Source organism: Nitrobacter sp. JJSN, from assembly GCF_051912485.1.
GTDB lineage: Bacteria > Pseudomonadota > Alphaproteobacteria > Rhizobiales > Xanthobacteraceae > Nitrobacter.
The window spans coordinates 911507-931181 of the sequence record NZ_CP196822.1 but is presented as its reverse complement, the minus strand read 5'-3'; the positions used below and the strand labels follow the sequence as shown (position 1 = coordinate 931181).

At 63.0% G+C, this 19675-nt stretch carries 15 protein-coding genes; 3 read left to right on the top strand and 12 right to left on the bottom strand.

Translation table 11 applies throughout. The features are described 5' to 3' along the window. Positions 1 to 64: 64 nt before the first annotated feature. Both ACSZOQ_RS04660 and ACSZOQ_RS04655 read right to left on the bottom strand, forming a co-directional pair. Positions 65 to 550, bottom strand: a complete 486-nt coding sequence (locus ACSZOQ_RS04660; protein WP_439924865.1) for a (2Fe-2S)-binding protein — start codon at positions 548 to 550, stop codon at positions 65 to 67. Positions 551 to 832: 282 nt separating this feature from the next. After that, positions 833 to 1132, bottom strand: a complete 300-nt coding sequence (locus ACSZOQ_RS04655) for an HU family DNA-binding protein (protein WP_439925952.1) — start codon at positions 1130 to 1132, stop codon at positions 833 to 835. A gap of 276 nt (positions 1133 to 1408) precedes the next feature. On the opposite strand from ACSZOQ_RS04655, the gene ACSZOQ_RS04650 reads away from it, so the two are divergent. The 3 genes from ACSZOQ_RS04650 to ACSZOQ_RS04640 all read left to right on the top strand — a co-directional run bounded on the left by ACSZOQ_RS04650 (position 1409) and on the right by ACSZOQ_RS04640 (position 5919). Then, a complete protein-coding gene (locus ACSZOQ_RS04650; protein ID WP_439924864.1) occupies positions 1409 to 1765 on the top strand; it encodes a VanZ family protein in 357 nt (118 codons plus the stop codon). A 143-nt stretch (positions 1766 to 1908) separates the two neighbouring features. Beyond that, on the top strand, positions 1909 to 3291 hold the full coding sequence (locus tag ACSZOQ_RS04645; protein WP_439924863.1) for a cation diffusion facilitator family transporter: 1383 nt from the start codon (positions 1909 to 1911) through the stop codon (positions 3289 to 3291). A 300-nt stretch (positions 3292 to 3591) separates the two neighbouring features. Further along, the gene (locus tag ACSZOQ_RS04640) at positions 3592 to 5919 is read left to right on the top strand and encodes a PAS domain-containing sensor histidine kinase (RefSeq protein WP_439924862.1); all 2328 of its coding nucleotides are present in this window, start codon (positions 3592 to 3594) and stop codon (positions 5917 to 5919) included. Here ACSZOQ_RS04640 and ACSZOQ_RS04635 read toward each other — a convergent pair. The 10 genes from ACSZOQ_RS04635 to ACSZOQ_RS04590 form a co-directional block, all read right to left on the bottom strand. Then, entirely contained in the window at positions 5916 to 8879 is a 2964-nt protein-coding gene (locus ACSZOQ_RS04635; protein WP_439924861.1) for a bifunctional [glutamine synthetase] adenylyltransferase/[glutamine synthetase]-adenylyl-L-tyrosine phosphorylase, read from the bottom strand. The genes ACSZOQ_RS04640 and ACSZOQ_RS04635 overlap by 4 nt on opposite strands. Then, positions 8876 to 10336 carry a sensor histidine kinase gene (locus ACSZOQ_RS04630; protein WP_439924860.1) on the bottom strand — a complete coding sequence of 487 codons (1461 nt, stop codon included), beginning with the start codon at positions 10334 to 10336 and terminating at the stop codon, positions 8876 to 8878. The genes ACSZOQ_RS04635 and ACSZOQ_RS04630 overlap by 4 nt, the downstream gene beginning before the upstream one ends. A 5-nt stretch (positions 10337 to 10341) precedes the next feature. Next, on the bottom strand, positions 10342 to 11019 hold the full coding sequence (locus ACSZOQ_RS04625; RefSeq protein ID WP_439925950.1) for a response regulator transcription factor: 678 nt from the start codon (positions 11017 to 11019) through the stop codon (positions 10342 to 10344). A gap of 353 nt (positions 11020 to 11372) precedes the next feature. Further along, a complete protein-coding gene (locus ACSZOQ_RS04620) occupies positions 11373 to 12941 on the bottom strand; it encodes a Do family serine endopeptidase (RefSeq protein WP_439924859.1) in 1569 nt (522 codons plus the stop codon). 206 nt (positions 12942 to 13147) lie between these two features. Further along, positions 13148 to 13603, bottom strand: a complete 456-nt coding sequence (locus tag ACSZOQ_RS04615) for a cytochrome c-type biogenesis protein (protein WP_439924858.1) — start codon at positions 13601 to 13603, stop codon at positions 13148 to 13150. 116 nt (positions 13604 to 13719) lie between these two features. Beyond that, positions 13720 to 15702, bottom strand: a complete 1983-nt coding sequence (locus ACSZOQ_RS04610; RefSeq protein WP_439924857.1) for a heme lyase CcmF/NrfE family subunit — start codon at positions 15700 to 15702, stop codon at positions 13720 to 13722. Continuing rightward, positions 15699 to 16196 carry a cytochrome c maturation protein CcmE gene (gene ccmE, locus ACSZOQ_RS04605; protein WP_439924856.1) on the bottom strand — a complete coding sequence of 166 codons (498 nt, stop codon included), beginning with the start codon at positions 16194 to 16196 and terminating at the stop codon, positions 15699 to 15701. Before ccmE ends, ACSZOQ_RS04610 begins: the two co-directional genes overlap by 4 nt. A 34-nt stretch (positions 16197 to 16230) precedes the next feature. Next, entirely contained in the window at positions 16231 to 17334 is a 1104-nt protein-coding gene (ccmI, locus tag ACSZOQ_RS04600) for a c-type cytochrome biogenesis protein CcmI (RefSeq protein WP_439924855.1), read from the bottom strand. Between the two features lie 167 nt (positions 17335 to 17501). Continuing rightward, on the bottom strand, positions 17502 to 18896 hold the full coding sequence (locus tag ACSZOQ_RS04595) for a hypothetical protein (protein WP_439924854.1): 1395 nt from the start codon (positions 18894 to 18896) through the stop codon (positions 17502 to 17504). A 279-nt stretch (positions 18897 to 19175) separates the two neighbouring features. Continuing rightward, a complete protein-coding gene (locus ACSZOQ_RS04590; protein WP_439924853.1) occupies positions 19176 to 19643 on the bottom strand; it encodes an RT0821/Lpp0805 family surface protein in 468 nt (155 codons plus the stop codon). Positions 19644 to 19675 lie beyond the last annotated feature (32 nt).

Here is a 19675-nt window from a genome sequence, read left to right as displayed (position 1 = left end):
AGTGTTGTCGCGCCGCTTCCATCGAATAGGGTAGACCTGAGCTCTCGCGTGGACTTCTCTGCTGCTATTCCGCGGCCGGCGCCGCCGTCATCCGGCCGGCGGCATCGAGCACCGACTTGATGATGTTGTGATAGCCAGTGCAGCGACAAATATTGCCTTCCAGCTCCTGGCGCAGGGTTTCTTCGGTCAACCCGCTGCCATGCCGGCGCACGATGTCGATCGAGGCCATGATCATGCCGGGTGTGCAGAAGCCGCACTGAAGTCCGTGATTGTCGCGAAACGCCGCCTGCATCGGATGCAGTTCGTCGCCCTTGGCGATGCCTTCGATGGTCGTGATGCTCGAGCCGTTGGCCTGCCCGACCAGAACCGTGCAGGATTTGACCGCACGGCCGTCGATATGAACAATGCACGCACCGCACTGGCTGGTGTCGCAGCCGACATGTGTACCGGTCAGTCCCAGATGGTCGCGCAGCAGGTAAACGAGAAGCGTCCGGTCTTCAACGTTGGCCGAAACCGGCTTGCCATTGACCGTCAATTTGATCGCAGCCACGAGAGCCTCCCGGGCGGTTTAGGTCAAATTGAACCACGGCCGGGGAATGTTGTAACTCCAATTTTCGTCCTACGCCCTTTCGCGCAATATCTGATTGTCCTGTCACTCGTGCGGGGCGCGCGCGCCCTGCACGGGAATGTGATGATCTTGGTGTCTGCGGGCATCCCGACCGGCAACAAAACCGCGGCGCCAACCGGCCGCCAGCGGAGACCGGCTGTCGGCAAGCAGCCGCCCTGAAACAGGGTAGGTCCAAAAATACAAGGGCCCCGAAGGGCCCCTGCATCACACCGCGTCTTTCGCAGCCTTGACCGGCCGCGCCCTGACGATCTTTCGGGCTGGCTTGGCCTTGAACGTCATCGGCTCGCCCGTGAACGGGTTGGTGCCCTTGCGCGCCTTGGTCGCCGGCTTCTTGATAACCACGAACTTCGCGAAACCCGGAAGCATAAAGACACCGGTTTTCTTGAGCTCCTTATAACCTGTTGTCGCAAGCGCCTCGAGAACGCCTTTTACGTCCCTTTTGGATAATCCGGCCTGAGCCGAGACTTTTTCAACGAGCTGCGATTTCGTCATCTGGGTTGCCATCATCGGTCCTGTCTGTTGATTCGGCCCGGAAAACAATATTTCGAAAACCAGCCAAAAAAACACACCTTGTGGGATTTATAACAGCTTACTTCGAGCACCCAGGCCGCGTCCGGTCGGCCGGTCCACCGCAAATCTTGCAGTCGACACCCCAGGATTCGCCCCCCGAAGCATCCTTTGGCAAACGCTTCCAGACCGAATCCGGCGTGTGCCCACAGATGCGAAGTGGTGCACGGCCCGCGGCCACCGCGTAGCGCCAAATCGTGCTATGCGCTGGCGATGAAGATTCTTTTCCGCATGGGCGCGGCCATCCTGATCGCGGCGGTTGTGTTCGCGACGCTCGGGCCACCGCGCTATCGCCCACACTCCCCGCTCGGACAAGATGGCGAACACGCCTTTGCCTTTGTGCTGGTTGGTCTCGCCGTTGGCCTCGCGTTTCCGCAGCGACGCCTGCTCGTCGCAGCTGTATCCGTCATGCTGATCGGCCTGCTCGAAATCATGCAACTGTGGGCGCCCGGCCGCCATGCGCGGCTTGAGGATTTTCTGGTCGATGCCACGGCGGCGTGTATCGGCTTCGCCGTCGCTGCCGCGGTCGGCTGGTTTGCCACGCGATGGAGCGGACCAAGATCCCAATGAGCCTCAGCGGCCCCAACCTGTCGTGCCTTGGCGCATTTTGAAATCGGAACAGTTCGCAACAACGGAGCCAAGCCGCGAATGAGTGGCGATTGCGCAATCGCGCGCGCTTTTATCCTGGGTGGCGGACTGCTAAACCCCCACAGATGCCACATCTCGCTTCCAATTCGAAAACAAGGGTCGCTGCCGTCTCAATGATCGCCAGCGCCAGCATGGCGGCGATCAAATTCGTGGTCGGCGTGGCGATTGGGAGTCTCGCGCTGATTTCCGAGGCGCTGCATAGTTCGGTCGATCTCGTGGCCACGATCATCACCTGGATCGTGGTACGGATTTCCGACCGTCCCGCCGACGACGAACATCACTACGGTCACGGCAAGATCGAAAGTCTCTCGGCCCTTGGTGTCATTGCGATGCTCTACGTCCTTGCGGGCGGCATCGTAGTGCAGGCCTACGCCCACTTGCGCGAAGGCGCAGCGGCTCCGACGCTCTCCGCCATTCCGTTTGTCGTGCTGGTCGTCGACATCGCCGTCAATTTCTGGCGCGCCCGCGCGCTGCACCGGGCCGCGCTCGATACTCGCAGTCAGGCGCTGGAGGCCGACGCCCTGCACTTTGCTTCCGATGTCCTTGGATCGATCGCCGTCATCATCGGGCTGGCGCTGTCCGGACTGGGCTATGCATGGGGCGATGCCGCCGCAGCGATCGGCGTCGCTGTCCTGATCTCCGTTCTGGGCTTGCGGCTCGGACGCGCCACGGTGGAAACCCTGCTGGATCGCGCACCGGAGGGCGCTGCGGAAAGGGCCAAAGCCGCGATCAGGGCGCTGCCGGGCGTCGTCGATATCGAGCGGCTGCGGGTACGGATGGTCGGTCCCCGGCATTTCGTCGACGTGATCGCCGAAGTCCCGCGAACCTATCCGATTGACCGCATCGACGCCATCAAGCAGCAGGCGCAGGCCGCAGTGTCCGCCGCTCTCGGTGATGCCGATTTGACATTCACCGCAATACCCGTCGCGCGCGACAGCGAAAGCATCCGCGAGCGCATCATGGTGATCGCCCGCAATTCAGGCCTCGCGATTCATCACGTCACGGTACATGATCTCGGAGAAAAACTGACGGTCAGCATCGACCTCGAGGTCGACGGCGAAATGGCGCTGGTGGACGCCCATGCGATAGCACATCGACTGGAGCACAACATTCGCCACGAGTTCGGTGCGAACGTCGAGGTAGACACGCACATCGAACCGCTGGAGCCCGAGCTTCCACTCGGGACGGATGCCGTCCCCGCACGGATCCACGCGATCCGGACGGCCCTGTCGGGTTTTGCCGCAGGCGGGGCGATCCATGACATCCACAACGTGCGCGTCAGAGACACGGATGCGGGCGAGATCGTCAACTTCCATTGCCGCGCCGCTTCGTCGATGAGCGTCGCCAAGGTGCATGAACAGGTCGACGAGATCGAACGCGCGTTGCGCCGCGCCTTCCCGAGCGTCAAGCGCGTCATCAGCCACGCGGAGCCGCCGCGCGAAAGCTGACGTCCTTTGCCTTGGCGCTCCGTTTCCGAAGTTCGCATATCCTTGCAGCTTCAGAAGTTAGCCTGACGGACTCGTCGGACAAATGAAGCGAACGTCTGAACCACCGCACTGACGCACGTTCCCGTTTCGGACTCACTTACAGCCGCGGCTTATGATTCTCCGTTGGACAAGATTTTTTCGCGTTAACGAATCGTTGACTCTCGACAGCCCGAGAAAAGTGGATTCAAATCGCTGTGATTCGGAGAGACGGGGCTGTCCTTCCGATCGGACGTACGGAAAATTCTCACGGGGGCCTAAGGCATGGCGCGCGCTCACGCGGCGAGCGCTTGCGCTCAATCCGATTCGATCAAGGGATTGGCGCAATCGATCGCAAAACCAGCCTACCGCAGACTGCTGGTCGCCGAGCCTGTGCTTCGACGCGCTGTCCCCGCCTTGATCATCGCCTTCCTGGTTACGATATGCTGTGGCGCTCTGGTGCAGGTCATTGATCAGACCCGACAAAAGCAGGCGGTGACCAAACACGATCTGCTGGCACTCGCCGATCTGCTAGCTGAACGGCTGGAGCATGTCGGCGTAATTCGTCAGGATCGCCCCGCCTCCATCGAACGTCTACAGAACCTTTTGCCGGAACTCGTTCCATCTTGGGGCATCGCCCCCGGCCGCCATATCATCGTCACCGGCGCCGATCAGCGCGTTCTCGCGCGGGTGCCGATCGAAGCGGCACCCGGCAAGAGCAGCCGGATTCTGGAACTCATCAGCACCGCACAATCGCCCGCCTTGCGTGGCACGTCACCGGCGAGCGTCACCGACATCACCTTGCTGGATGGCGGCAGCGCATACGCGACCCAGCGTGTCGTCCGATCATTGCTGGGCCAGGTTACCGTCATCCAGGAAAAAAACGATTCAGTGTGGCGCCCGGACACCGCGCTGTCGATCACGCTATCGGCCACGACCGGATTCGTGGTCCTGATCCTGGGCTTTGCATTCCACTGGCAATCCACCCGCGCCCGCGAGGGTGATCTCATCAATGACGCGGTCCGCTGCCGTATCGATACCGCGCTCAACCGCGGCCGATGCGGCCTATGGGACTGGGATCTGTCGCGCGGGCGGATTTTCTGGTCGCAATCGATGTTCACCATGCTTGGGCTGGAAAGTCGCAGCGATCTGCTCACCTTCGGCGAGGTCAGCTCGCTGGTCAATTCCGACGACATCGACCTGTTCGAAATCGCGGACCAACTGATCGCGGGAAAAATCGGTCATATCGACCAGAGTTTCCGGATGCAGCACAGCGACGGACACTGGATCTGGTTGCGCGTGCGTTGCGAGCTCAGCCATGGCACGGGCGGCAGAGGCGCTCATCTGATCGGGATCGCCGTCGACATCACCGAACAAAAGAGTCTCGCTGAAAAGACCGTCGAAGCCGATCTACGGCTGCGGGACGCGATCGAAACCATCCCCGAGGCTTTTGTACTGTGGGATGCGGAGGATCGCCTGGTCCTTTGCAATTCTCACTTTCAGCGCTTGCACAAGCTTCCCGACAGCGTGGTCGCGGCGGGAACCTCCTACGAGACCGTGGTCAAGGTCGGCCGCATGCCCGAAGTCAGAACACGGCAGCCAGACACCGGAACGGCGACGCCGGGAGCGCGCACTTTCGATGCGCAGTTGGATAACGGCAACTGGATTCATATCAGTGAACGCCGCACCAAAGACGGCGGCTATGTGTCGGTCGGAACCGACATCACCCGGATCAAGGAGCACGAGCAGAAGCTCGTCGAAAATGACCTCCGGCTGCGGGCGAACGTCGTCGATCTTAAGCGGACGCAGACGACGCTCGAGCAGCAGGCGATCGAACTCGCTGACCTTGCGCAGAAATACGCGGAGGAAAAAGATCGCGCCGAGGATGCCAATCTGGCGAAATCAAAATTCCTCGCCAATATGAGTCACGAACTGCGAACGCCGCTCAATGCCATCATCGGGTTCTCCGAGATCATGAGCAATGGCATGTTCGGAACGCTCGGCTCGACGAAATACAGTGAATACTGCTACGACATCCTGACCAGCGGCCAGTATCTGCTTGAAGTCATCAACGACATCCTGGACATGTCCAAGATCGAAGCCGGCCGCATGAAGCTCGACATGGAGACACTCAATCTCTCCGGAACGCTGGCGGAATCGCTGAGGGTTGTCACTGGTCGCACCAACGACAAGAACCTGACATTCGACGTCAGGACCGACGACGACATTTCGATCATTGCCGACCGTCGCGCGGTCAAGCAAATCATCGTCAACCTGCTGTCCAATGCGGTAAAGTTCACGCCCGACGGCGGGCGAGTCATGTTGCGAAGTCAAGAGCTGGAGAATTCCATCGCCCTGACGATTGCGGACACCGGCATCGGCATCGCATCACACGCGCTGCGAAGGTTGGGCAAACCGTTCGAACAGGTCGAAAGCCAGTTGACCAAAACCCATGCGGGATCGGGACTTGGGCTCGCGATCGCCAAGTCACTGGTCAACCTGCACGGCGGGTCGATGCGGCTTCGCTCGAAGCCCGGAACCGGGACCGTCGTCCGCATCACCCTGCCCCGTCACGGCGGCCAGGAGCAACCGGCGGCCTGTGTTGCCGCTTAAGACTTGCCTTCCATCAGCCTGAGAAATATGCCGCGCACATCTGCCTGGGTATCGCGGACGCGCGCCTCGAGCGCCGAAAAATCCGGGGCATCCCCTGCCCGCGCCATCACCGGCAGCAGATCGTTGCCCGCCGTTTCCGGCTTGAATTTGTCGCTGACACAGAGCCGCAGGATCTGGGTCAGGTCGTGATAGAGCAGCCCAGCTGACCGCAGAATTTCCGCATCCGGCAATGACAGGACACCCAGCCGCTGGGCGTTTTCCAGCGCCTGCTGGGTATTGACGCTAAGAATGTCCGGCTTGTCCGCGGCGTGGACGAGTTGAAGATACTGCGCGACGAAATCGATATCGACCATGCCACCAGCGGCGTGTTTCAGATCCCAGATGTCCTGCTCGCCTTTTTCCAGCGCGATCGCGCGTCGCATTTCCGCGACATCGCTGGCGATGAGGTGGGCATCGCGCCGCCGCGTCAGAATGCTTCGGATGACGCTTTCGATCCGGGCGCGAAACGCCGGCGAGGACGAGATCACCCGCGCGCGCGTGAGCGCCATGTGTTCCCAGGTCCATGCTTCATGCTCCTGGTAGTCGGAAAACGAGTCGATATGCGACGCAACAGGGCCGGCGCGTCCCGAAGGCCGCAGCCGCATATCCACCTCATAGAGAACGCCGTAGTTGGTCCGCGTGGTGAACGCGCTGATGAGCCGCTGGGTGAAGCGCGCAAAATATTGCGCGCCCTGCAGCGGCCGCGCTCCGTCCGAGTCCGGATGCTCGGAATCGAAATCATACAGCAGGATCAGATCAAGGTCGGACGATGCGGTCATCTCCCGACTGCCGAGCTTGCCCATCGCAACGATCGCGGTCTCCTGCCCTGCGATCAGGCCATACTGGTCGGCGAACTGATCCCTCACCAGACCATGCACGGTGTCGACGATGCCCTCGGCCACGTCGGCGAACACCTGTCCCGCCTGCCGCGCCGACACGGTGCCGGACAGGATCCGCGTGCCGATCAGAAACAGGCTTTCCTGGCCGAACAGCCGCAGCCGGTCGAGAAATTCCTCGTAAGAATTCGCGTCCTCGAGCGTGGCCGCCAGCCGCGCCGACAGCTCCTGCCGGTCGGGCATGGCGCCGAAGAAATGGGGATCGATCAATCCATCCATGATCTGGGGCCTGCGCGCCAGCATGTCGGCGAGCCGGGGCGCCGCGCCGAGCACGAGCGCAACCAGCGCGACGAGATCCCCGTTCTGGCTCAGCAGTGAGATCAGCCGGCCGCCGCGCTGGAGCGCCAGCAGGAAACGATCGAACGCCATGACGGCGCTATCCGGCTCCTCGGCGCGCGCCAGACCGTCGATCAACGCCGGCACGAACGCCTCGAAAGCGGCGCGTGTCGCCTCGACCTTGAGGGTTCGATATCCACCCGCCATCCATTGCTGGATCGTATCGGCAACCATTCTCGGCTTCTTGAAGCCGAGCTTCACCAGGTGGTCGAGAAGCCGCGCGTCATCGGGCCCGGCAGCATATTCTACGGCCGGCAGGTTGGCAGCACCGTTGCGGTCGCCCTCGAACAGCCGGCTGTAGTGCCCCTGCACGCAATCCAGATGTGCCAGCAATTCAGCGGCAAAACTCGCTCGATCGTCAAACCCGAGGAAGCGCGCGAACCGTTCCATCGCCTCGGTATCGGCGGGCAGGACGTGGGTCTGCTCATCGGCGACCATCTGGATGCGATGCTCGACCTTTCTCAGAAACAGATATGAGACTGTCAATTCATCTCGAGCCTGATGCGTGATCCAGTTGCTCGAGGCCAGAATATTCAGCGCGTCCAGCGTCGGGCGCACTCGCAACTCGGGATGCCGTCCGCCGGCGATCAGCTGCTGGGTCTGTGCGAAGAACTCGATCTCGCGGATGCCGCCGCGCCCGACCTTGACGTTGTGGCCTTCGACCGCGATTTCGCTTTGCCCGCGAAAGGTCTGCATCTGCCGCTTCATGTCGTGAACGTCGGCAAGGGCCGCGAAATCAAGATGCTTGCGCCAGACGAAGGGCGAAATCTCCGCGATCACGGCCTCGCCCGCCTTCCAATCGCCGGCGCAGGGCCGCGCCTTGATCATGGCGGCACGCTCCCAGGTCCGCCCTTCCCGCTCGTAGTAGTCGAGCGCGGCGGCGGTCGAGACCGCAACCTGCGTCGACGCTGGATCCGGCCGCAAGCGCAAATCGACCCGAAAGACGTAACCGTCGCCGGTCCTTTGTTGCAGCATGCGCGCAAGCCCCTGCGTGAGGCGCACGAAGAACGGCTGTGGCTCGATCCCAGGCGCGAGCGTCGGCGCCGCCAGATCGAAAAACACGATCAGGTCGATGTCGCTGGAATAGTTGAGTTCGCCGGCACCCATCTTGCCCATTGCGAGCACTACGAGGCCGCTGCCATCCTCGGGCCGGTCGATGTCGGGAGGTTGCAACCGACCACGCCCCGTCTCCTGCCGCAACAGGAATCGCAACGCGCTCTGGACCGCAGCAACGGCGATGTCGGTCAACCCCGCCGTGATCTGCATCACCGGCCACACACCGCCGATATCGCACAACGCGATCAAGAGCGCGGCCTCCGCCTTGGCGGTGCGAAGCTGCCGCATGGCCTCGGCTTCGTCACCCGCCTCCGCCGCTTCCGACAGCTCCGCGATCAGTCGCGCGAGATGGCCTTCGGGCTCGCCGCGAAACAGACGCAGCGTCCGGTCCGGATCGGCGCGCATCAGGTCGAAGAGATAGGGAGACGACTCCGCGACACCGAGCAGCATGGCTCGAACGAGCGGAAATTCAGCTGCCAGAGCCCGCATCGCGCCGGATCGCTCCGGCGTCAGATCGGATAGCCAGTCCTCAAGATGACGTCCGGCATCGGCGGGCGCTAGCACCTTTGGTCCGTCCGCAAGACGCGCCGCCAGACAGGCCCGGTCCGCGTCGTCCTTCGCGGATGAAATCATGAGCCGATCTGTTGCACGTCCGGTGTCGGCGCCGCAAGCCCCTCGCCGCTTCGCGCCGGGATCGACAGGGTCGCACGCAAGCCCGGACGCACATCGTCGAGCGTGAGATCGCCGCCGTGCAGCGTGGCCACCGCCGACGCGAGGCTCAGGCCCAGCCCGGACCCCGGCAAGGTTCGGCTGGTCTCAAGCCGCACGAACCGCTCAACGGCGTGCTTGCGGTCGGCTTCGGGAATCCCGCAGCCATGATCGGTCACCGCGAGAATGATGCGGTCACCATCGCGGCGAGATTCGATCAAGATCGTCCTGTCGGCTGCGGCCGCATCCGCACCGAGCGGCTGCGCGACCGGCCTCGGCTGCCCGTATTTGATCGCGTTTTCGACGAGGTTTGCCAGCGCCTGGCTTATCAGTTCGCGATTGCCGTGCAGCGGTGCGGACTCGGTCTGAACGCCAAGCGTCAGCCCGTTGTCTTCGGCCAGCGGCTCGTAGAGTTCATGAATGCCCTGCGCGACGTCCGCGGCGTCGAAATCCGCCATGTTGTCACGCGCCTGTCCCGATTCCGCCCGCGCGATCATCAGGAGCGCGTTGAAGGTGCGGATCAGGCCATCTGACTCCTCGATGGTGTGTTCCAAGGCGGCGCGATAGTCGGCCTCGCTGCCGGATTTGGCGAGCGCTTGCTCGGCGCGATTACGGAGCCGCGTCAGCGGCGTCTTCAGATCGTGGGCGATGTTGTCGGAGACTTCCTTCAGCCCGCTCATCAGCGCTTCGATGCGTTCGAGCATCATATTGAGGTTTTCCGCCAGGCGGTCGATTTCATCGCCGCTGCGGCCGACCGGAAGCCGGCCGCTTAGGTCGCCGGTCATGATACGCTGGGTGGTTCCGGTCATTGCATCGATCCGGCGCAGCACGCGCCGCGCCACGAAGATGCCGCCGCCGAGTCCAAGGACCACGACGATCAAGAGCGACCACTGCGCGGCCGAGGCCACGACGCTAAAAATGCGATGGCGTTCCTCGAGGTCGCGGCCGATCAGCAGCCGAAATCCATTGGACAGCTCCGTCACATTGACCAGCGCGCTATGGTCGGTCTTGTCCTGCTCGTCGAGCCGGCGGTAGGCGGTCTCGGTCCAGCCGGTGGTCGCCATCACACCGGGCTGAAGCGACCCGACATTGCCCGCGACCGCGAGACCTGCCGGCGTCGTCACCAGATAGAGATTGGAACCGGGCCGCAGGGCGCGATTTTCGATGGCGAAGACAAGGCCGCGCAAACCGCGGCGGTTGAAGACGCCCGTGAGCAGGCCGATTTCCTCGCCCACTGTCGCTGCGATCTGATCGGTAATCAGGCGGCGGGTATTCCAGGCGAAATATCCGAGGAGAGAGGCCGCAAACAGCGCGAACAGCAGCAAATAGACCAGCGTCAGCCGGAACGCCGTGGTACGAAACAGCTTACCGAACGCCGTCACCGGCGTTACCGTATGCCATCGCGGATCATGTAACCTGCGCCGCGAATGGTATGAAGGAGCGGCCGCTCGAAGCCCTTGTCGATCTTGGAACGCAGCCGCGAAATATGCACGTCGATGACGTTGGTCTGCGGATCGAAATGATAGTCCCAGACGTTCTCGAGCAGCATGGTTCGGGTCACGACCTGCCCTGCGTGCTTCATGAGGTATTCCAGCAAGCGAAACTCACGCGGCTGCAGCGTCAGTTCCTCCTCGCCCCGCGCGACACGATGCGACAGCCGGTCGAGTTCGAGATCACCGACACGATAGACGGTTTCCTCGCGACCGCCCTGGCGGCGCGACAGAACCTCCACCCTCGCCAGCAATTCGGCGAATGCGTAGGGTTTCGGCAGATAGTCGTCGCCCCCGGCGCGCAAACCCTTGATGCGATCGTCGACCTGGCCGAGCGCGGAGAGGATGAGCACCGGGGTCCGGTTACCCTTGTCGCGGAGGGAGCCGATCACGGAGAGCCCGTCGCGTTTCGGCAGCATCCGGTCGATCACCAGCACGTCATAGTCCCCGCCGTCGGCAAGCGAGAGTCCCTCCTCGCCGTCGCTGGCGAGCTCCGCAACATGACCGACTTCGCGAAACGCCTTCACGAGATAGTCCGCGGACTCGCGATCGTCTTCGATGATCAGCAGGCGCATCTGGTCGCTGGAATTGCCCAAGATATATTATCTTTCCATCACCATGGCGCGCCCATCGCCCGCGCGCAAGGCTGCGAGTAGGCCCCCGCAATCCGCAAAAAGCGGGCGGTGGAGCTTGGGGCGTCTCCACCGCCCTAGTCCTTCCGACGAAGGGGGGCTGTTTCCATCGGAAGGCAACTCAAGGGGACGGGCTTTTGGCCCGCCCCCCGGAAAGTGCCGTCAGCAGGGGCGACTGAAGCCGGCGACGCTTCCCATCTCTTAAAGGTTCGCACCTGTTATTGATCGAGCATGATCTTATCCAGAAGCCGGTTTCCACTTTGCGCTGGCGCGGCCCTTCGGGTCGGGATCATGCTCTAGCTCTTCGCAATCGGAACCGCCACGAAACGCGCTGTGCTGCCGGTGCGAACCCGCATCAGGACACTGTTCTTGTTGTCCGCGCGCGCCGCCTTGATCGCCTCGCGCACGTCGTCCGAACTGGAGACGCCCTTTCCCCCGACCTCGAGGATCACATCACCTTCCTTGAAGCCACGATCCGCGGCCGCGCTCTTCGGATCGACATCGACGACGACGACGCCCGCCGTGCCGGCGCCCGCCACCGAGGCCGCCGGCGCCACAGTCATGCCGAGCTTGGGAACCTCGCTTCCGCGCGACGACTCATGATCGCCGTCGTACAGATCGGCCTTTGCCTCCACGGTGTTAGGCAGGATGCCGAGCGTCAGGTTGACGACCTTGTCCGTACCCTTGTGTAGAATGTTCAGCTTGATCGAGGTCCCCGGCGCAAGTCCGCCGATGGTCCGCGCCAATTCACGCGCATCCTTGACGGTAGAGCCGTTGACTGACGTGATGACGTCACCGGACTCGATGCCGGCCTTGGCCGCCGGGCTGTTGGCCTGCGGCTCAGCCACCAGCGCGCCTTCGGCGTTCTTGAGACCGAGACTATCGGCGATGTCCGAGGTCACCGGCTGGATCTGGACGCCGATCCACCCGCGGCTCACCGAACCCTTGTCCTTGAGCTGTGCGACGACGTTCTTCACGGTGTTGGCGGGAATCGAAAACGCGATGCCAACGCTGCCGCCGGAAGGCGAATAGATCGCAGTGTTCACGCCGATCACATCGCCCTTCATGTTGAAGGCCGGCCCGCCGGAGTTGCCCTTGTTGACGGGCGCGTCAATCTGGATGAAATCGTCATAGGGACCGTTGCCGATGTCGCGGCCGCTGGCCGACACGATGCCGGCGGTCACGGTGCCGCCGAGACCGAACGGGTTGCCGACCGCGAGTACCCAGTCGCCGATCCGCGCCTTGTCATCCGATAGCTTCGCAAACGGGAAATTTGAGCCGCCCTCGACCTTGATCAAGGCAACGTCGGTGCGCGGATCGGTCCCGATCACCTTGGCGGTGTAGGTCTTGCCGTCGTCGGTCGTAACTTCGACCTTGTCGGCGCCGTCGACGACATGGTTGTTGGTCACGGCATAACCATCGGCCGAAATGAAGAAGCCGGAGCCCTGCCCCGTCACGACGCCATGGCCGCGACGGCCGCGCAAGCCCGGCGGCATGCCGTCCGGTCCGCCGAAGCGGCGGAAGAACCGTTCCATCGGCGAACCCGGCTGGAACGGCGAGTCCTCCTCGCCAGCAATCGCCTTGTCCTTCATACGGATCTTGACCGAAATCACCGACGGCTTCACGCGCTCGACGATGTCAGCAAAGCCGATCGGCTGGGCGACCTTGCTCACATCATTGTTGACCTGCGCATGAGCGGGACTGGTGAATAGATCGGCTCTGTCCGGCGGACTGAGCCCGTAAGCTGCCAGGCCGAGGCCGGCGCCGACGGACGCCATCAGCGCGAACTTGCGCGCGGTGACCCCAAAACGGCGGGCGGGTTTGAACGGAGAAGGTGGCGAACGGTCGGTAGGCCTGTCGGTCATGCGTATCTCCAGAACGAGTTCATATAGTGCCGAAGGCAAGCACTTCATGATCTGAAGATGGGGATTCGCGCCTTACAGCGCGCTGACCGGGAAATTAATGTTTCGTAACAATGGCGAACGTCTCGTGCGGCGGTTTGGCGCACGCCAACTAACCGCATTCGCGGAGGAGTTTCGATGAAACGGGATGCGAACGTTAGAACGGGCCGTTAGACCGGCTCACCGGCAGAGGGTTCTGTCGCCACCAGCTTCGCCAGCCGCGCCTCTTCTTCATCTGTCAGTCGCGGCGGTGCATCCGCGGCCGCCTGCATCGCTTTCGACCGTCGCCGGCTGTAGCCCCAAAGCGCCAGTCCGCCGCCCAACAGAACCAGCGGGGTCAGAAGCCAGAGCGGCAGCGTGCTCTTTTCGAAGGGCGGCTTCAGCAGCACGAAGTCGCCGTACCGGGCGACCAGAAAATCCAGCACCTGCTGATCGCTGTCGCCCTCTGTGATGCGTTCGCGCACCAGCAGGCGAAGGTCGCGCGCCAGCGGCGCCGAGGAATCGTCGATCGATTGATTCTGGCACACCATGCAGCGCAATTCGCGCGACAGGTTGCGCGCGCGCGCTTCCTGCGCAGGGTTGGGCATGATCTCGTCGGGCTGCACCGCATAGGCGGGAGACGCCATTGCAAACACAATGCAAAGGAGAGCGCCGAAAACATGCGGAAGCCTGCGCCTCGCACGGAACCATGCCTGCAAAGGCGCGGACGACAATCCTTGCATGAGTTCATGCATGATCGGTCTCACTCCGCTGGCTGGAGTACGTGGCTAGCCTTCGCAGGTTTTGGCGCACCAACTCGCAGACGACGGTCGGACAGCGACAGCACGCCACCAAAGGCCATCAGAACCGGCCCGAACCAGATCAACAGCACCATCGGCTTGTGGTAGATGCGCACTGCGACCGAGCCATTGTCGGCGGTATCGCCGAGCGAGATGTAGAGCTGGCTCACGCCCCGCGTCAGCAGCGCAGCTTCCGTGGTCGACGCCGCGCGCGTGGTAAAGTTGCGCTTCGACGGCGTCATCACCGCGATCGGCTGCCCGTTCCGGCTCACGGCGAAGCGCGCAGTCTGCTCGCGATAGTTGGATTGTTGTCGCTGCGACGTGCCCTCGAAGGTCAGGCTGTAACCACCGACCCGCGCCACGTCGTTCGGCTTCATGGAGGCGATGAATTCGGTATTCCAGGTGGTTTCACAGACGATGCCGATCAGTGCCACGCCGAGACCGGCATGGGCGAAGACCGTGCCCCAGGCCGAGCGCGGCAATCCCTTGGCGCGGCGAAACGACACCGGAAGCGACGCACGAAACAGATTGATGCGTTCGGCGAGATCGCTCAGCGCGCCGAGAATCACGAACGCGGCAAGGCCGATCGCCAGCGGTGCGAAGGTACTGCCGCCGCGCGTCCATGCCCATAGCACGGCCACCGCAATCACGCTGCCGATCCCCGCGGCTATCAACCGTTGCGAGGCGCCGACCAGATCACCGCGCTTCCACGCCAGCAGCGGACCGAACGGCACCGCGATCAGCAGCGGGACAAACAAGGGAGCAAACGTCAGATTGAAGAACGGCGCGCCGACCGAAATCCTGTTGCCGGTGATGACCTCAAGCGCCAGCGGATACAGTGTGCCGACGAAGACGGTGGCGCAGGCCGTGGTCAGGAACAGATTGTTGAGGACGAGCGCACCCTCGCGCGAGATCGGCGCGAACAGTCCGCCCTGCTTCAGAGCGGAGGCACGCCAGATATACAAGGACAGGCTGCCGCCGATGAAGGTGCACAGAATCAGCAGGATGAAGATGCCGCGCGTCGGATCGGTGGCAAAGGCATGGACCGATGTCAGCACGCCGGAGCGTACCAGGAACGTGCCGAGCAGCGACAGCGAGAAGGTCAGGATCGCGAGCAGGATGGTCCATACCCGGAGCGCGTTGCGCTTTTCCATGACCACCGAGGAATGCAGCAGCGCCGTTCCGGCCAACCATGGCATCAGCGATGCGTTCTCGACCGGATCCCAGAACCACCAGCCGCCCCAGCCGAGTTCGTAATAGGCCCAGTACGAACCCATTGCGATTCCGAGCGTCAGGAAGATCCACGCCATCAGCGTCCATGGCCGCACCCAGCGCGCCCAGGCGGCATCAATGCGGCCTTCGATCAAGGCGGCGATGGCGAAGGAGAACGAGATCGAGAATCCGACGTAGCCGAGATACAGCATCGGCGGATGCACCGCGAGCCCGATATCCTGCAGCACCGGGTTGAGATCGCGGCCTTCCAGCGGCGGGCTCGCAATCCGCATGAACGGATTCGATGTCAGCAAGATGAACAGATAGAATGCGGTGGCGATCCACGCCTGTACCGCCAGCACATGAGCGCGCAGCGACAGCGGGAGATTATTGCCGAACGCGGCGACCAGCCCGCCGAACAGCGCGAGGATCGTCACCCACAACAGCATGGAGCCTTCGTGATTGCCCCAGACGCCGGTGATCTTGTAGATCATCGGCTTCAGCGAATGGGAATTCTGGAACACGTTGAGGACCGAGAAGTCGGAAACGACGTGCAGCGTCACCAATGCGAGGAACGAAGCGCCGACGAACAGGAGTTGCGCAAGCGCGGTCGAGCGCGCAACGTTCATCAGCGCGCCGTCGTGCAGTCTCGCGCCGATGATCGGAATCGTGGACTGGATCAGCGCAAGCCCAAGTGCCAGCACCAGCGCATAATGTCCGGCTTCCGCGATCATTGCGACACCCCCTGCTTGCCGGAGGCCTGCTCACCCGGCTTGCCCGAAGCCTGCTCGCCGTAGTCATCCTTCCAGTGGCCCTGCTTCTTCAAGGCGTCCGCGACTTCCTTCGGCATGTAGGTCTCGTCGTGCTTGGCCAGCACAGTGTCGGCCCGGAATACGCCCGAACCGTCGAGCGCGCCCTCGGCGACCACGCCCTGCCCCTCGCGGAACAGATCCGGCAGGATTCCCTTGTAGGCAACCGGAAGCGTCGCGCTTCCGTCGGACACCTTGAACGTGACCGCGAGATTATCGCCTCGAACCAGCGAATCCGTTACCACCAGCCCGCCCAGCCGGAAGCGTTGGCCCGGCTGAATGTGATGTTCCGACACCATCACCGGCGTCGAGAAAAACACGATGGAGTCGCGCAGCGCGTTCAGCACCAGCGCGGCTGCGATTCCGAGCACCACGAGTGATCCACCGATCATCGTCAACCGCCGCTGCTTGCGAGTCATGCTGTTTTACCTGCGCGGAAAGCGAACACCTTCATCATCCATCTATCCCAAGCGCCTTGAGCCCTTCGTTGAGCTGGCGCAAACCTGCTTCATTCTGTCCGAGCGCACGGCGGGCGTCGTCGCGCACGGTACGCGACTTCTCCGGCTCGTTGAGCACCATATAGGCGCGGGCCAGACGCAGCCATCCCTCGACGTCGTTACCATCCCGCTTCAGGCGGGTCGCAAGCCGATCGACCATTTTGTGAATCATCGCGGACTGGTCCGCTTCGTTCATGCCGCTCGCCGCGGCCACCGCGTCCTGCGCCGGACCCGGTGCGCTGCCTTCGACCTGCGCCAGCGCCTCCTGCACCGTGCCGCGCCACTGCGCGTCCGCAGGCGCATCGGCCAGCAGGGCCTGCCATATCTTTAATGCGTCGGCGGTACGGCCGTCCTGTTCCGCAGCCATTCCAAGGAAAAAGCGGGCCTTCGCCTCCTGGGGATTCAAGGCGATCGCCCGTTCGAACTCGTTTTTCGCGTCGGCGGTGACGATGCCATTCGCGGCCGCGGCAATCGCTGCACCGAGTTCGGCACGGCGCTCCGCTGTTTCACCCGCGTAGGCGATCACGTTGCGATAGGCGCGCGCAGCGTCATCGAAGCGACCGAGTTTTGCGAGCACCGGCGCCAGCACGGTCCAGCCACGGCCGTCTGTGGGATTCTTCTCCAGGTGCGATTCGACCTGCGCCACGAGGTGATCGAGCGGTTCCGACGCATCGGCGGATTGAACGCGCTCCGCGAGCGGGAAATCGGGCAACTGCGGCGATCCGAGTGGCAGGTAAATCGCGAGCGCTAGCAGCGGAATCCCAGCTAGCGCGACGACTGCCACCGCGCGTCGCAGCCAGAGTTTAGAGGTTTGCGGCTGATGGCTTTCCGCATCGGCCGCCTCCAGAAGCCGTCGTCCGATCTCGACTCGCGCCGCGGCTGCCTCAGGTGCGCCGATCAGACCGGCGGCGGCATCACGCCCGACTTCGGCAAGTTGATCCCGGTAGACGGTGGTCTCGTTGCCCTCTGGGGTCCGCGACCTGGCCGAACGACCGAGCGGCCACAGCACCGCAAAGGCCGCTCCAGCGGTCATCAGCGCGAACACAAACCACAACGTCATCTCATCAGGGTTCCGATGGCCCGGCGCCGGAAACGGCCGGTCCGATGGCCGGGTTACATCACGACTGGAAAGAGGACGCAATTGACAATTGCGGCACAATTGGCGGAGCGCACCGGCAACCCTCTGATTTTAGTGAAAGTTTGAGTTCGGAAGCCCGCTTGACGCGCTTAACCGGCCCGCGACGACTTGGGTTCGGCAGCGAGCGCGTTCTCGGCCGCCCGGCTCATCAGCGACGAATAATCATGACCGAACAGAACCTCGCAGAAACGGATCGTCGCCTTGACCTGCTGCTGTCGGAACGCGCGGGCACGCTCATCGCCGTTGCGGAGTGATTCCACCAGGGTTTCGGTGGCCCGTTCGACATATTGCTGCAAATCCGAATAGGTGCGCATCGTGACTTCGTTGATGGCCAGTTCGCTCGCGTAGGTCCGACACACCGCGACGAAATCGATCAGCGCGGCGGTTTCCTCGACCTCGGTCGGGTCGATCCTCGCGCCGGGCGGAATATCCTTGTCGGGCCGCTGGCGGAGCAGACGCCGCACCCGGCCGGGGACGCCGTCGATTTCCGATTGCAGGCCATTGGAAATATCGACCCTGATCGACGCTAGCTTGCGGCCCCAGCTTGAATCGGCGCGGATGTCGAGTTCGGTCCGCAGCCCCCGGACGCCATCGTGCACGGTCTTCAAATATTCGGAGACATTTTCGAAACGCCCGCTCCGGATGTCGGCACGGAGAGCGGCCGAAGTCCGCGACAAATCGTCGAGCACCAGCGTGACCGCCACGCCATATGGCGTCGCCGCCACCCGGATCTCGTCATCCAAACTTGCAATCTTGATCGCCAGGCGGATGATCTGCCACGACGCGGATAGCCGCTGCATCACCAGCGTCAGCGCGAACGGCACGGCAAGCGGGGTTTGCAAGGACGGAACATTGAGCGCGGGCATCAGAGCCTTGATCTGCGATTCCCCGAAGACGCGCATAAAACTGGGCAGCCGGCCATTGAGGGTATCGAGGGCCTCGCGGGCGTTCAGAACCGCTCCGATCCCGGCAAAATCTTCAACGACACTGGGGGCGCCGATGCGGCCCAGCGCCCGCTGGCGATCGGTCCCGGAGCTATCGACAGTGATCCGCTGAATGGCGACTGCTGCGGCCGCCTGGAACGTCAGCGCGGCTGCCTCGATCTCCGACGCAGACCCAGTTCCATCGGCGAGCGCGGCCTCGAACGCACGCGCCGCATCCGGCGCGCCGTCCTGCGCCAGCCACTGCCACACCGGCATGAGCGAGGTGCGCCGGATCTGGCCGGGGCGCGGCACAGAGCCGCCCTCGACGAGAAACGGTTCCAGCGGGCGGAACAGATGTCGGACCGGATCCTCGCTCCGCGGCCGCGCACTGTCATCCGATCTGCGAACGATCCTGCGCAACTCCTCAAGTACGAAGTTGGCGACCGCGGCGTCTTCATCGCGCTCGACGGCGCGCTCGAACTCCCGCATCAGCAGCGCCTGCGACTTCGGCGGGAGCTGCGCGAGATAATTTTTCAGCCGTTCGAGCGAGGCCTGGTCCATGCATACAAATCTTGACGCGAACGATCGCGCGGGCACCGGAAGGCCCGTGGCATGTCATAACAGGAGCGGTCTTAAGGATGCGTTGAGGAAGCCCATAGCTTGCTTGAGGCTTCCGGTGCACGTGAAGAAAACACGTCAAATCAAAACTATAGAGCCCCCGCTTCTGATTCCATCAGAAGCGGAAAGGCTCTGGCGACGTACACCAGTCCCTGGCGTAAAAAGAGCGTGCTCAAACATAAGGATAGGGCCGGCTTTTGATACGGCCTCGCCGCTGCCGGATCAGCCCACCGCGGCCCATTTGCCTTCGCCTTTCCGGCAGGCGGTTTTGCGCACGGTTTCGAGTTGACCGCCGATCGTGACGGTGTGGGAGTAGCCGCGGCATGTCGCACCCTTCAGCTCATATTCGGGGCCAGCGACGATATTGCCATGGCGGCCGGAATCCGGGGTGCGCCAGGCAATCGGCGCGCCGGGTGCGCCACGTTCAAGGGCATCCATCTGGGCCTGATAGGCCAGCCGGCGGTCATCATCATCCAGGGCCGAGCCGAGTTTCGGTCCGATCAGTCCGCCGAGCGCCGCCGTGGTCGTCGCCGCTGCACGCTCGCGCGCCGAATCGCCGACCCTTTCCGTCCGACCGGAAAATGCCCCGGTCAGCAGGCCCGGACCGTCGGGGCCGCCGGAACTCGTCACGTCGCAACCGACGAGGGCGAGAGCCACCGCGACAATCAAAAGCATATTCGTCTTGCTCATGAACCCCCTCCGGCGCCCTCCCGCCGGGAAGA

What these genes read in the sequence shown, in the direction of transcription:
- ACSZOQ_RS04655 (WP_439925952.1), bottom strand. Translation starts at nt 1,132, where the DNA reads ATGGCAACCCAGATGACGAAATCGCAGCTCGTTGAAAAAGTCTCGGCT.
- ACSZOQ_RS04650 (WP_439924864.1), top strand. Translation starts at nt 1,409, where the DNA reads ATGAAGATTCTTTTCCGCATGGGCGCGGCCATCCTGATCGCGGCGGTT.
- ACSZOQ_RS04645 (WP_439924863.1), top strand. Translation starts at nt 1,909, where the DNA reads ATGCCACATCTCGCTTCCAATTCGAAAACAAGGGTCGCTGCCGTCTCA.
- ACSZOQ_RS04640 (WP_439924862.1), top strand. Translation starts at nt 3,592, where the DNA reads ATGGCGCGCGCTCACGCGGCGAGCGCTTGCGCTCAATCCGATTCGATC.
- ACSZOQ_RS04635 (WP_439924861.1), bottom strand. Translation starts at nt 8,879, where the DNA reads ATGATTTCATCCGCGAAGGACGACGCGGACCGGGCCTGTCTGGCGGCG.
- ACSZOQ_RS04625 (WP_439925950.1), bottom strand. Translation starts at nt 11,019, where the DNA reads ATGCGCCTGCTGATCATCGAAGACGATCGCGAGTCCGCGGACTATCTC.
- ACSZOQ_RS04620 (WP_439924859.1), bottom strand. Translation starts at nt 12,941, where the DNA reads ATGACCGACAGGCCTACCGACCGTTCGCCACCTTCTCCGTTCAAACCC.
- ACSZOQ_RS04615 (WP_439924858.1), bottom strand. Translation starts at nt 13,603, where the DNA reads ATGGCGTCTCCCGCCTATGCGGTGCAGCCCGACGAGATCATGCCCAAC.
- ACSZOQ_RS04610 (WP_439924857.1), bottom strand. Translation starts at nt 15,702, where the DNA reads ATGATCGCGGAAGCCGGACATTATGCGCTGGTGCTGGCACTTGGGCTT.
- ccmE (WP_439924856.1), bottom strand. Translation starts at nt 16,196, where the DNA reads ATGACTCGCAAGCAGCGGCGGTTGACGATGATCGGTGGATCACTCGTG.
- ccmI (WP_439924855.1), bottom strand. Translation starts at nt 17,334, where the DNA reads ATGACGTTGTGGTTTGTGTTCGCGCTGATGACCGCTGGAGCGGCCTTT.
- ACSZOQ_RS04595 (WP_439924854.1), bottom strand. Translation starts at nt 18,896, where the DNA reads ATGGACCAGGCCTCGCTCGAACGGCTGAAAAATTATCTCGCGCAGCTC.
- ACSZOQ_RS04590 (WP_439924853.1), bottom strand. Translation starts at nt 19,643, where the DNA reads ATGAGCAAGACGAATATGCTTTTGATTGTCGCGGTGGCTCTCGCCCTC.